Raw genomic sequence first — 12,902 nt, 5'->3', positions numbered from 1 at the left:
TGGCCACGTACCATATGTCGGGTCAACACGGAAAAGTCACATTTTCCGTTAGAAAATTTTCGGCTAACCCACGAGGGCTTCGAATGAATGGTTATCAACAGGGCGCGCCCGCGCACGACACCCACAGCAAGGTCCTCGGCTACCTGTTGTGGATTTTCGGCTTCACCGGCGCGCACCGTTTCTACTACGGCAAGCCGATTACCGGGACCATCTGGTTCTTCACCCTGGGGCTTTTGGGAATTGGCTGGCTGATCGACCTGTTCCTGATCCCGTCGATGGACCGCGAGGCGGATCTGCGGTTCGAGTCCGGCGGCGTGGACTACAACCTGGCGTGGATCTTCCTGACCTTCCTCGGGGTGTTCGGTGTGCACCGTCTGTATCAGGGCAAGTGGATCAGTGCGCTGATCTACCTGTTTACCGGCGGCCTGTTCCTGCTGGGGGTGCTGTACGACTTCTGGACACTCAACAGCCAGGTTTCCCAGGTCAACGCCGAGCGTCGCCGGGTATGAAAAAAGGCCTTGTCGCGCAGCGCGGCAAGGCCTTATTCGTTACTGGCGGCGTTGCTGCAACAGCAGGTTGCTGAAGCCTGCCCCGGCCAGTTGCTTCTGCGCCACGGTGAGCTGTTCGCGGTTGCTGAACGGCCCGACCATCACGCGGTACCAGGTTTCTTCTTTCACCGTCCCCGACTCCACTTTCACCGCCTGGCCCAGCAGGATGATCTGCGCGCGAACCTTGTCGGCATCCGCCTGCTTGCGGAACGAGCCGGCCTGCAGGAAGAACTGGGTGGTCGGTGCCGGCTTGATCACCGGTGGTGCCGGCGGTGGCGTTTGCCCCAGCAGTGCGGCCTGGGCGCGGGCGGTGTCGATCTTGGCCGCTTCCGCCGGGGTGACCGGCGTGGTTGGCACGGCCGGTACCGGCGGAGTCTTCTCGGGCACCGCTTCCGGCGGCACGATCACTTCCGACTCCGGCAGCAGGGTGTAGAAGTCGTACTTCGGTTTCACCGGTTGCTGCGGCGTAGGAGTGGTGGCCTTGCTCGCCTCGGCGACCTTCTCCGGCTTCTGCTGTTCGGGTTTGGTGCGCTTGATGTCGCCGCCACCCGGTTCGAGCTTCATCAGGAAGACGATGAAGGCGCCGACGGTCAGGCCGACCGCCAGCCACACCCAGCCCGGGATCGGCTGCTTGGCGGCGGGCTGGTGGCGGCTGGCGCCGCGCTTGGGCGCGGGCTTTTTCTTTGCTGCAGCCAAGTTACATACGCTCCAGGGTTTCCAGGCCGAGCAGCTCCAGGCCCTGTTTGAGGGTGCGGCCGGTCAGGGCTGCCAGGCGCAGACGGCTCTGCTGCTGCTCCGGGGTCTCGGCGCTGAGGATCGGGCAGTTCTCGTAGAAGCTGGAGAACAGGCCGGCGAGGTCGTACAGGTAGCTGCACAGGACGTGCGGGGTGCCTTTGTCGGCGACGTTGTTGAGAATTTCGCCGAACTGCGCCAGGCGCGCGGCCAGGTCCTGCTCGTGGGCAGCCTGCAGCACGATCTTGCCGTCCACCTCGTCGAAGCCCTTGCCGAGCTTGCGGAACACGCCGGCCACACGGGTGTAGGCGTACAGCAGGTAGGGCGCGGTGTTGCCCTCGAAGTTGAGCATCAGCTCGAAGTTGAAGCTGTAGTCGCTGGTGCGGTGCTTGGACAGGTCGGCGTATTTCACCGCACCGATGCCCACCACTTCACCGATCTTGCGCAGCTCGTCCTCGGCCAGGCCCGGGTTCTTTTCCTTGACCAGCGCATAGGCGCGTTCCTTGGCCTCGTTGAGCAGGTCGATCAGCTTGACGGTGCCGCCATCGCGGGTCTTGAACGGGCGGCCGTCGGCGCCGTTCATGGTGCCGAAGCCCATGTGCTCCATCTGCATCGGGTGGCCGACGAAGCCGGCGCGGCGGGCCACTTCGAACACCTGGTTGAAGTGCAGGGCCTGGCGCTGGTCGACGAAGTACAGGGCGCGATCAGCCTGAAGCTTGTTGCTGCGGTAGCGCACGGCTGCCAGGTCGGTGGTGGCGTACAGGTAGCCGCCGTCGGCCTTCTGCACGATCACTGGCAGCGGGTCGCCCTCGGCGTTCTTGAATTCGTCGAGGAACACGCACTGGGCGCCCTGGTTCTCCACCAGCAGGCCCTTGGCCTTGAGGTCGGCGACCACGTTCGCCAGGTCGTCGTTGTAGGCGCTCTCGCCCATCACGTCGGCCATGGTCAGCTTGACGTTGAGCAGTTCGTAGGTCTTCTGGCAGTGGGACAGCGAGATGTCCTTGAAGCGCGTCCACAGCGCCAGGCACTCGGGGTCGCCGGCCTGCAGCTTGACCACCAGGCCACGGGCGCGGGTGGCGAACTCTTCGGACTCGTCGAAGCGCTTCTTCGCCGCGCGGTAGAAGTTCTCCAGGTCCGACAGCTCGTCGCTGGTGATCGGGTTTTCCTGCAGGTAGGCCATCAGCATGCCGAACTGGGTGCCCCAGTCGCCGACGTGGTTCTGGCGGATGACGTTGTCGCCGAGGAACTCCAGCACGCGGGCGACGCTGTCGCCGATGATGGTCGAGCGCAGGTGGCCGACGTGCATCTCCTTGGCCAGGTTCGGCGCCGACATGTCGATTACGACTTTCTGGAGCGCGCCGGCCTTGCGCACGCCCAGGCGGTCGTCGGCCAGGGCGGCGTCGAGGCGGCTGGCCAGGGCGTCGGTGTTCTGGAAGAAGTTCAGGAAGCCGGGGCCGGCAATCTCGGCCTTGCTGATGTCGGCGCTGGCCGGCAGGGCTGCAATGATTTTCTCAGCCAGGTCGCGCGGCTTCATGCCGGCCGGCTTGGCCAGCATCATGGCGATGTTGCTGGCGAAGTCGCCGTGGGTCTTGTCACGGGCGTTTTCCACCTGGATCGCCGGCGTCAGCCCTTCAGGCAGCACACCGTCGGTGACGAGTTGGGTGAGGGCTTGCTGGATCAGCTGGCGAATGGTGTCTTTCATGGGGATCTCTTTTCGACCGCAAGCGCGGTGGGGCGCTTCGATGCGCAGGTGGAAAAACTGGGCATTATCCGTTGCCGGGGGCGGGTTGCCAACCTTTCAGCGGCGAGCTGCAAGTTTCAAGCGGCAAGCTGCAAGTAGAGGCCCCAGCGCAAGGCAGCTGTTTCTTGCAGCTTGAGGCTTGCAGCTTGTCGCTCAATAAAGGTCGACCGGGTCGACATCCAGCGACCAGCGCACTTGCCGCCCGGACGGCATCTGCTCCAACACTAGCAACCAGGCGCTGATCAGTCGATGCAACTGAGCCCGGGCATTGGCCTGGAGCAACAGTTGCGCACGGAATCGCCCCGCCCGTCGCTCCATGGGCGCCGGCACCGGGCCCAGCAGCTCGATGCCATGCAGGCCCTGTTCGGCCAGCACGCGCTCGGCGGCGGCGCAGGCCTCGTCGAGGAAACCTTCGGCCTGGCCGGGCTTGTGCGCATCGGCGCGCAGCAGGGCCAGGTGGGCGAACGGCGGCAGGCCGGCGGCGCGGCGTTCGCTCAGGGCCTGTTCGGCAAAGGCGAAGTAGCCCTGTTCGGTCAGTTGCACCAGCAACGGATGGTCGGCCAGGTGGGTCTGCACGATGACCTTGCCCGGTTCTTCGGCGCGCCCGGCGCGGCCCGCCACCTGCACGATCAGCTGGGCCATGCGCTCGCTGGCGCGGAAATCGCCAGAGAACAGCCCGCCGTCGGCATCGAGGATCGCCACCAGGGTCACCCGCGGGAAGTGGTGCCCCTTGGCCAGCATCTGGGTGCCGACCAGGATGCTCGGCTGGCCGCGCTGGATGGTGGTGAACAGGTTGTGCATGGCGTCCTTGCGCGAGGTGCTGTCGCGGTCCACGCGCAGGATCGGGTAGTCGGGGAACAGCACCTTCAGGCGTTCTTCGGCACGTTCGGTGCCGGCACCTACGGGGCGCAGGTCGACGTGGGCGCATTGCGGGCACTGCAGCGGCAGGCGCTCGTCGTAACCGCAGTGGTGGCAGCGCAGCACGGCAGAGCGCTGGTGCACGGTCATGCGCGCGTCGCAGCGCGGGCATTCCGAAAGCCAGCCGCAGTCGTGGCACAGCAGGGTTGGGGCGAAGCCGCGGCGGTTGAGGAACACCAGCACCTGTTGGCCGGCCTCCAGGGTCTGGCGGATCGCTTGCTGCAGTGGGCCGCTGATGCCGCTGTCCAGTGGCAGGCTGCGCACGTCCAGGCGCAGGAAGCGCGGTGCGCGGGCACCGCCGGCGCGCTGGTTCATGCGCAGCAGGCCGTAGCGGCCGCTGTGGGCGTTGTGCAGGCTCTCCAGCGACGGGGTGGCCGAGCCCAGCAGGATCGGGATGTTCTCCTGATGCGCGCGCACCACCGCCAGGTCGCGGGCGTGGTAGCGCAGGCCTTCCTGCTGTTTATAGGAGCCGTCGTGCTCCTCGTCGATGATGATCAGCCCCGGGTTCTTCATTGGCGTGAACAGCGCCGAACGGGTGCCGATGATGATGTCCGCCTCGCCGTCGCGCGCCGCCAGCCAGGCGTCCAGGCGCTCGCGGTCGCCTACTGCCGAGTGCAGCAGGGCGATGCGTGCATTGAAGCGTTGCTCGAAGCGCTGCAAGGTCTGCGGGCCGAGGTTGATCTCGGGGATCAGGATCAACGCCTGTTTGCCGGCCTCCAGGGTTTCGCGGATCAGTTGCAGGTAGACCTCGGTCTTGCCGCTGCCGGTGACGCCCGCCAGCAGGAACGCGTGGAAGGCGCCGAAGCCTGAGCGCACGGCCTCGAAGGCGGCGCGCTGTTCTTCGTTGAGCGGCAGCTCCGGCTGGGCCAGCCAGTGCTCGTGACGGGCGGCTGGCAGGTGGCGGCGGGTCTCCACCTCGACCAGGTCCTTGGCCAGCAGCAGGTCGAGGCTGTCCTTGTTCAGGCCGAGCTTGCTCAGCAGGCTGTGGGCAACACCGTGTGGGTGCTGCGAAAGCGTCTTCAGGGCCTCGCGCTGGCGCGGCGCACGGGCAATGCGCGGGTCTTCCAGGCGCGCCCCGGCGGCGACATGCCAGAAGCGCTCCTGCCGCACTTCGGCCGGCTCGCCCTGGCGCAACAGGGTGGGTAGCGCCCAGTTCAGGGTGTCGCCCAGGCTGTGCTGGTAGTACTGCGCTGTCCACAGGCACAGCTTGAACAGCGCCGGCGGCAGTGGCGAGACCGGGTCGAGCAAGGCACTGGCGGGCTTGAGCTTGTCCGCCGGCACTTCACTTTTGTCGGCCACCTCCACCAGCACGCCGATCATTTCCCGGCGGCCGAACGGCACGCGAAAGCGCATGCCGGGGGTCAGGGCCTGGCGCGCCATGCTTGCGGTGGCCCGGTAGTCGAACAGGCGACGCAGGGGCGAGGGCAGGGCAAGGCGCAGGATGACGTCGGACACGCGGAAGGTCTCTGGAGGGCGTTTCACAAATCAGGCGAGCCTAGCAGACGACGGTCGGTGCAAGCGACAACTTGCGCTGGCGTCGCGCTCTGGTATTATTCGCCGCCTAATTACGTGCGGTATTCAACAATAGGTGTTGGGTGGCGGCACGCAGCTCGAGGAAGTGACCATGAAAGCAGATATTCATCCGAACTACGAAGTAGTTGCAGTCACCTGCAGCTGCGGCAACAAATTCGAAACTCGTTCGACCCTGGCCAAGCCGCTGGCGATCGACGTGTGCTCCCAGTGCCACCCGTTCTACACTGGCAAGCAGAAAGTCCTGGACACCGGTGGTCGCGTACAGAAGTTCGCCGATCGCTTCGGCATGTTCGGTGCCAAGAAGTAAGATGCGCATGGCGAAGCCTTCGGGGTTCGCACTGTTGCAGAAGAAGGCGTCCCTTGTGGGCGCCTTTTTTGTGGGCGCGATTTGGCATTTCCCGGCCCTGGCCTTCTGCCCGTTGCCTGACCGGCCGCAGCAGGTTGCGGTGCGCTACGTGGTCGATGGCGATACCGTTCGCCTGGTTGATGGCCGCAGTGTTCGCCTGATTGGCATCAATGCTCCGGAAGTCGCAGGTAAAGGGCGGCCCAGCGAGCCCTATGCCGAAGCGGCCAAGCGCCGCCTGCAGGCGTTGATCAAGGCCAGCGATGGCCGGGTCGGGCTGGTGCCTGGGGTTGAAAGCAAAGACAAGTACGGGCGCACCCTGGCGCATATCTACAGCCGTACTGGCCACAATCTGGAAGCACAACTGCTCAGCGAAGGCTTGGCCTACCGCATCGCATTTGCGCCCAACACACGCCTTGCCGGGTGTCAGCAGCAAGCTGAACAGGTCGCGCGCAAGGCGCGACTAGGGCTCTGGCGGCACTCGCCGGTGCTGCGTGCGCGGGATGTACGGCAATCTGGTTTTGCACTGATCAGCGGCAAAATCAATGGCATTGAGCGCAATCGCGGCGGTGTCTGGCTGGAGTTGGACAATAACCTGGTGGTGCGGATTCCCGCTCGTCTGCAGCGCAACTTCCCCGCCAGCTTCTTCGCTAACCTCAAGGGACGCCAGGTCGAGGTGCGGGGCTGGGTGCTGGACCGTTCCCGCAAGGGAGCGCTCAAGCCCGGGCAGCGACGCTGGGTGGTGCCATTGACCGATCCGAGTATGTTGCAGCCTGCTTCTGGCTAAATAGTTGTAGACATTTTGCTATTGGATTGTACACACTAGGCTTTCGCAAGCCCCGTGGGTTATAGCGTAAAGTCGTAGGCCAAAGGCCTTGACACTAGTGACCGGGCAGTCTTGTCGCCCTCCGGCACTTTGCGTATCCTCGGCGGTCCGTCAGAACAGTAAATAGCGGAATGCCCATCATGTCAGACCTGAAAACCGCCGCTCTCGAATACCACGCCCAGCCCCGTCCGGGGAAACTGAGCGTCGAGCTCTCCAAGCCTACCGCCACTGCCCGTGACCTCGCCCTGGCCTACAGCCCAGGCGTCGCCGAACCGGTGCGCGAGATTGGTCGTGATCCAGAGCTGGCCTACAAATACACCGGCAAGGGCAACCTGGTTGCGGTGATTTCCGACGGTACCGCGATCCTCGGTCTGGGTGACCTGGGCCCGCTGGCCTCGAAGCCGGTCATGGAAGGCAAGGGTGTTCTATTCAAGCGTTTCGCCGGTATCGACGTGTTCGACATCGAAGTCGAATCGGAAAGCCCACAGGCCTTCATCGACACCGTACGCCGCATCTCCATCACCTTCGGTGGCATCAACCTCGAAGACATCAAGGCACCTGAGTGCTTCGAGATCGAGCGCACCCTGATCGAACAATGCGACATCCCGGTGTTCCACGATGACCAGCACGGCACCGCGATCGTTACCGCGGCCGGCATGATCAACGCCCTGGAAATCGCCGGTAAAAAGCTCGAAGACGCCAAGATCGTCTGCCTGGGCGCCGGCGCTGCCGCCATCTCCTGCATGAAACTGCTGGTGAGCATGGGCGCCAAGGTCGAGAACATCTTCATGATCGACCGCAGCGGTGTGATCCACGCCGGCCGTGACGATCTGAACCAGTACAAGGCGCAGTTCGCCCACGCCACCGACAAGCGCACCCTGGCTGACGCCCTGGACGGTGCCGACGTGTTCGTTGGCCTGTCCGGCCCGAACCTGCTGAGCGCAGAAGGCCTGAAGTCGATGGCTGCCAACCCGATCGTGTTCGCCTGCTCGAACCCCGATCCAGAGATCTCCCCGGAGCTGGCTCACGCCACCCGCAGCGACGTGATCATGGCCACCGGTCGTTCCGACTACCCGAACCAGGTCAACAACGTACTGGGCTTCCCGTTCATCTTCCGCGGTGCCCTGGACGTTCGCGCCAAGCGCATCAACGAAGAAATGAAGATCGCTGCCGCCGTCGCCCTGAAGGACCTGGCCAAGCTGCCGGTGCCCAAGGAAGTCTGCGACGCCTACGGCGTACAGGCACTGGAGTTCGGTCGTGAGTACATCATCCCGAAACCACTGGATGCACGCCTGATCACCGTCGTTTCCGATGCCGTGGCCAAGGCCGCCATCGAGTCCGGCGTGGCGACCCTGCCGTATCCGAAGCACTACCCGCTGAAAAGCGTGGATGACGTGTTCAACGGCTGATTCAGCCGTAGCGTCATGAAAAAGCCCCGGCTCGTGAGAGCCGGGGCTTTTTGTTTGTAAGTGCTCAATTAACCCCACATTAAGCGCTTATCTAATCTGGATGCTGTGCTCACGATTTTTTCGGGAGCCCGCCGATCATGATGCGATTCGACGACAAGAGCTGCCCGCTGATTTGCTGTGCATAGAAGTCACAGTTGAGCTGCCCGAACATGGACTGACCTGTGTTTGCGGCAGTCGCTGCCAACAGTTGGTGTGCAACGTACACAAAGGAAGGCGGCAAAGTTGGTGGCGATTCAGCGCAGAGCACAGTTTCTCGCCACCCATTTATAGGCAGTGAAGTGTAAGTGTGGCTATGAGGTCGCCAATTTAAAATCGGCGAAGGCAAAAATGGCCAGAAATAGATGGCTATTTCGCATCGCCCTCGGTCTTTCGCATTATCCACATACCATCAATTAGTCGTGGGGGTTTTAATGTAGCGTGCCCATTATTTGATATGAAATATTGCTCGAAGCCGTAGTATTCATAAACGCAGTCAGTGTTATTTGTCTGTAGCAAGTCGACCCAGGGTCTCTCTGAGATCGCAGAGAAAACGAAAGGCTGTGCGCTGCAACTAGATACAGGGCTGTCTTTCATTAACTCAATCGTTGCTCGCTGCACTTCATTTGTCGGAGATGTTTTGCGAATGGCATCTAGCTTGTTGATAAGTTCGCTATTTTTTTCGTGGTAAACTTTTGCTCTGCCAAGCCAGCTGACATCTATGTATGTGTGGATGTTTATTAAGCTGCTGGCTATTATGCAGAAAACAAGAATAACTTGAAGGCTTGAAATTTTAAGTCGTTGCTGTAGTTTTAGCGCTATAAAGCCAACTAATGAGGGTAGCGAGACAAAAAGAGCAACGTTAGAAAAGTAGTACGCGGACCCTCCGGGGATATGGTAGAGGATAACAATTATACTTCCGGCAGCTATGGCGGCAATGGAGTAGGCTGAAATCGGTGAGCGCAACAAAGACCGGATGCCCGAAGTTTGAATTGAGCGTGCGGCGATGAACCATGAAGCACCAAAATGGAACAACCAGAAGCTCCCGATAGACAGAAGCGTCCCCAGGATCAAGTTCTTGTGAAAATTACCGTTATCAGATAGTTCCCTGATAAAGTTTAGAGGGTAGTCGCCCATGTAAGAGTAAGATATAAAATGTAGAGGCGATATATAAATGGAGCCAGAGGACTCGCTTACAGCGCTTAGTGCCATCCAGGCGGAGCCGGCTAAGGCTAAAATTGCAGCAGCACTCACGTAATACCCTCTGCTAACAAATAATGCTCGGGTAATCCAAAGCCCTCCATAAATAATTCCAACGGATGCCTTTGCTGAGCTTATGCAGGCAGCTAGAATGAATATCAAGAGTAAATCAGAAGGTTCTAGCTTTCGTTTAAACAACAAGGCTAGCCCAAGTACAAATATGCCAAGTGATATGAGATAAGATTCGGATATGAAAAATGAGCCCCATAGTGCCCAGGCTGAGAACAGCCATGGCAATATAGATAGTAGTAGCGCAGTTACCCCCCATGCTATGGGTAGTGGCAACCGCTGATCCTGATCAAACATTGCACTCAAAGCTGTTATGGAAAATATCAGTATCGGTGAAAAGAGTACAAGGGGCGCTACGCCGTAAACTTCTAGTACGCTACAGCCAGATAATATGCTGATTGCTGCCATAAGAATATGTGAAAAAGCATGATAGGGTGTTTCTATCAAGCCATTTAAGCCTGTCGATATCAGGTTATAGTTTTTAAGCATCGCTGCGATGCTGGCATGAAATAAAGTGTCTTGGTGCACCATGCCCGCATGCAGTCTAGGAACAATGTCAAAAGATGAATAGCTGCCATGAACCCCAAGTATGGTTGACACCCCTATTGCAGCTGCCAGAATTAATGATGGCAAGTGGCTGCGATCAACGCGAAGGTGCTTTATCGTATAGATAAAAGCGGCAATGATAAGGCCATAAAAGATAATTTTTAAAGACTGGGCACCGCTATAAACAGATGCTGCCAAAAAACCGTAGGTTAAAACTATTCCCCAGGTCAAGTTTGACAGAATGCGCGAAATTGCATAAAAGACGAAAATGGCTCCTAGGCTAGCTGTGGCGATTCTCCAGGAGTATGAAAGTACGTCTATATCTATCAGTAGAAGAGCATTGCCTCCGATAAAAACACCCACTGCGGTAAGTAGCATGCAAGCAAAAATCAGGTCATTCCTGCTGTTTGAAAATGCTAATGAGTCAATCAGCTTGCTGCCTGGCAAATGTTGCTTGGTGTTGAGTTGCTGTGACTTCATTGTCTCGATACTCGGAGGTTGCAGGAACTTATCTACGGTCTGAAGAAACCCAAAATTTATTGGCTGCTTCGTCATCGGCATTTTCAAAATGGCAGCCGATCAGAATCCGGCAAAATTTTACGTCTATTTCATGCTCTTTTACCATCGTGAGCGCATCGCTGAAGCACATTTCCTATGACAGGCACACCTCACCCTAGCTAGATGGAAAATATCGGCGCGACATCAGCAGGTTCGGCGGGGCAAACCCTGTCAACCTCTGTGCGGTTTCTACTCACTGGGCGGCATGCAGAAGTAATTCTCCAGCGCCAGGAAACTCGAAGGCCCCTCTAGTGGTGCAGAAATTCAGTCATTTGGCCCTCGGGGCCGGTGAGGTTTTGCGATTGCGCATCGCCAAGTGCGCCATCCTCGGTATTGAAGGAGTTCTCGCGAGGAGGTTCCTCTGTAAGATGACAGAGGAACCTTGCGGCCTTAATATACTTGGCTCCCAGCGTCAGACTGGTGAAAGTAATCGTGCAAACGCTAGAATCGACAGAAGCAGTCTATGAAGCGCATTTTTCGATCATTTTGTGCTCAAGGGGACCCCCGAACTAGTTTTCAAATGTGCTGAAATACGCCTGACCACCCGATCCGAGCCGCCGATGAGACAGATGAGCTTTTCCGATTTCAAGTACGCCGGTAAACGCAAGCATGGGCGCCGCAGACGCTTCCTTGCAGCGAGGGACCAGACTCTGCGCAGCACTGGCCTGCTGGGGCTAATCGAACCTGAGGCAGACGACGTTGGGAAATCCTGGCCTTTGGAAACCCTACTGCACGTTTATGCATTACAGAACTGGTCGCCCCTAAGCGACCCTGCCATACACCAGTTTGCATGCCTGACTGTTGGTGCTCTGGTCTCCGAAGACAGCACGATCATGACTTTCCGGAATTTGTTGGATAAGCATAAGTGCTCAGCTACGATTCTCGCCATCCTCAACGAGGTGCAAGCGAATAAAACTAGGTCGCTAAGTCAAGGCGCCATCGTCGGTGCTTCTATTTTTCATGCCCGCAGGTTGACCAAGCGCGAAGAAAGGAAGTTCGCCCCCCAGATGCATCAGGCTAAGGAAGGTAACTTGTACTTATTTGGGCTAATAGCCCGAGTAGCCCTGAAGGCACAATGCGCCGGAAATATGTTAATGGCATGGAACTTGAATTCGGGTCCACATTGCATCTCGCTCAATGCCTTGCCGAGCCTAGGGGCTGATTTTCTGGAAAGTTACACGCCAACGGAATCATGGCAAACCGCCGAGAGGATGGGGGTAACCTGCAGTTTACGTTAAAGCTCTGCACGTACCACGACAGGGAGATTGTTGCACGCATGTTATGCGTTACGAGGAAGGAGGTTCTTATGAGTAAGCAATTAACTGTCAGCCAAGTCGAATCAAATGGCCAGTCTGCTTCGATTTGATTTTGGGTTTGCACGAACTGATGTTCATTATCTGGCATTGTACTGGCGCGGCCGCTCCTCAAGCAAAGCTAGCGATGTGCCCACGCTATCGCTATGTATAAAATATGGAAGGTAAACGCATGACATCCCCGCTGATTTCCGTCGTAGTTCCGGTATATAAGGCCGAAAACTGCCTTGATGAACTTTACCTGCGCTTAAAGGCCGCACTTGGGGCTGTATCAGAAAGTTTTGAGATTGTACTTGTCGAAGACTGCGGCGGTGACACTTCGTGGGATGTGATAGAGCGACTAGCCTCAGCAGATCCGCGGGTGCGGGGGATGCAATTCAGCCGAAATTTCGGGCAGCACTACGGCATCACAGCCGGGCTAGATATTTGTCGAGGCGAGTGGGTCGTCGTGATGGACTGTGACTTGCAGGATCGTCCTGAAGAAATTCCACGCCTGTATGCCAAGGCACAGGAGGGTTACGACATAGTCTTGGCGCGCCGCGGCTCTCGCCGTGACCCTCCAATCAAACGGGCGTTATCTTGGCTTTTTTATAAGACTTTCAGTTATTTGACCGACACTAAATATGACGGCGAAACGGGTAACTTCCGTATTATGTCACGCAAGGTGGTTGAGAACTTCCGTCGTATGGGTGAGCAGTTGCGTTTCTTCGGTGGCTTGGTGCAATGGATCGGCTTTCCTACAGCCAGCATAGATGTTGAGCATGCTGAACGTTTCGAGGGTAAATCTACATACACTTTTGGGAAGCTATGGAAGTTGGCCTCCGAAACTATAATTGCTCACTCTGATAAACCACTACGGCTGGCTACTCGATTTGGCTTTTTGATGGCTTTCTTTTCATTTTGCTATGGTACCTACATTCTTAGTCATGCGTTGATTTATGGTTCAACCATACCTGGTTGGAATAGCTTGTTTGTTTCGCTGTACTTCATTGGTGGGATAATAATCGCTATTCTAGGTATGCTGGGAGTCTATCTTGGAAAGGCTTTCGATGAAAGCAAGAAGCGTCCACTGTACATTGTCAGGCGGGTAACTTTTAATGAGTGAAAAGCAGCCAGTCAAGTCGCCAGCA

The 12,902-nt window shown here is 58.2% G+C and carries 10 protein-coding genes; 6 read left to right on the top strand and 4 right to left on the bottom strand.

Annotation, left to right across the window (positions count from 1 at the left end):
• Positions 1-83 precede the first annotated feature (83 nt).
• A complete protein-coding gene (locus LOY51_RS25445) occupies positions 84-509 on the top strand; it encodes an NINE protein (RefSeq protein ID WP_110996002.1) in 426 nt (141 codons plus the stop codon).
• A 39-nt stretch (positions 510-548) separates the two neighbouring features.
• Here LOY51_RS25445 and LOY51_RS25440 read toward each other — a convergent pair whose 3' ends face one another.
• The 3 genes from LOY51_RS25440 to LOY51_RS25430 all read right to left on the bottom strand — a co-directional run bounded on the left by LOY51_RS25440 (position 549) and on the right by LOY51_RS25430 (position 5,394).
• The gene (locus LOY51_RS25440) at positions 549-1,244 is read right to left on the bottom strand and encodes an SPOR domain-containing protein (protein WP_125465918.1); all 696 of its coding nucleotides are present in this window, start codon (positions 1,242-1,244) and stop codon (positions 549-551) included.
• Position 1,245: 1 nt separating this feature from the next.
• Entirely contained in the window at positions 1,246-2,982 is a 1,737-nt protein-coding gene (gene argS / locus LOY51_RS25435) for an arginine--tRNA ligase (RefSeq protein ID WP_258643589.1), read from the bottom strand.
• Between the two features lie 192 nt (positions 2,983-3,174).
• The gene (locus LOY51_RS25430) at positions 3,175-5,394 is read right to left on the bottom strand and encodes a primosomal protein N' (protein ID WP_125860886.1); all 2,220 of its coding nucleotides are present in this window, start codon (positions 5,392-5,394) and stop codon (positions 3,175-3,177) included.
• 169 nt (positions 5,395-5,563) lie between these two features.
• Here LOY51_RS25430 and rpmE point away from each other — a divergent pair, with 169 nt between their 5' ends.
• From rpmE to LOY51_RS25415, 3 genes are all read left to right on the top strand, one after another.
• Positions 5,564-5,779, top strand: coding sequence for a 50S ribosomal protein L31 (gene rpmE / locus LOY51_RS25425; protein ID WP_125465915.1), 216 nt, complete (start codon positions 5,564-5,566; stop codon positions 5,777-5,779).
• Position 5,780: 1 nt separating this feature from the next.
• Positions 5,781-6,602 carry a thermonuclease family protein gene (locus LOY51_RS25420; protein ID WP_258643586.1) on the top strand — a complete coding sequence of 274 codons (822 nt, stop codon included), beginning with the start codon at positions 5,781-5,783 and terminating at the stop codon, positions 6,600-6,602.
• Between the two features lie 179 nt (positions 6,603-6,781).
• Positions 6,782-8,050, top strand: coding sequence for a malic enzyme-like NAD(P)-binding protein (locus LOY51_RS25415; protein WP_110996568.1), 1,269 nt, complete (start codon positions 6,782-6,784; stop codon positions 8,048-8,050).
• 405 nt (positions 8,051-8,455) lie between these two features.
• On the opposite strand, the gene LOY51_RS25410 is transcribed toward LOY51_RS25415, so the two are convergent.
• Positions 8,456-10,381, bottom strand: a complete 1,926-nt coding sequence (locus tag LOY51_RS25410; protein ID WP_258643583.1) for a hypothetical protein — start codon at positions 10,379-10,381, stop codon at positions 8,456-8,458.
• A gap of 647 nt (positions 10,382-11,028) precedes the next feature.
• Between LOY51_RS25410 and LOY51_RS25405 the strand changes: the two genes are divergently transcribed.
• A complete protein-coding gene (locus tag LOY51_RS25405) occupies positions 11,029-11,697 on the top strand; it encodes a hypothetical protein (protein WP_258643582.1) in 669 nt (222 codons plus the stop codon).
• Between the two features lie 247 nt (positions 11,698-11,944).
• Positions 11,945-12,877 carry a glycosyltransferase family 2 protein gene (locus LOY51_RS25400; RefSeq protein WP_258643581.1) on the top strand — a complete coding sequence of 311 codons (933 nt, stop codon included), beginning with the start codon at positions 11,945-11,947 and terminating at the stop codon, positions 12,875-12,877.
• The last annotated feature ends 25 nt before the right edge of the window (positions 12,878-12,902 follow it).

The sequence above is a fragment of the Pseudomonas sichuanensis genome (assembly GCF_024749065.1).
Classification (GTDB): Bacteria; Pseudomonadota; Gammaproteobacteria; order Pseudomonadales; family Pseudomonadaceae; genus Aquipseudomonas; species Aquipseudomonas sichuanensis.
The sequence above is the reverse complement of the archived record's forward strand: the minus strand, read 5'-3'. Positions and strand labels throughout refer to the sequence as shown.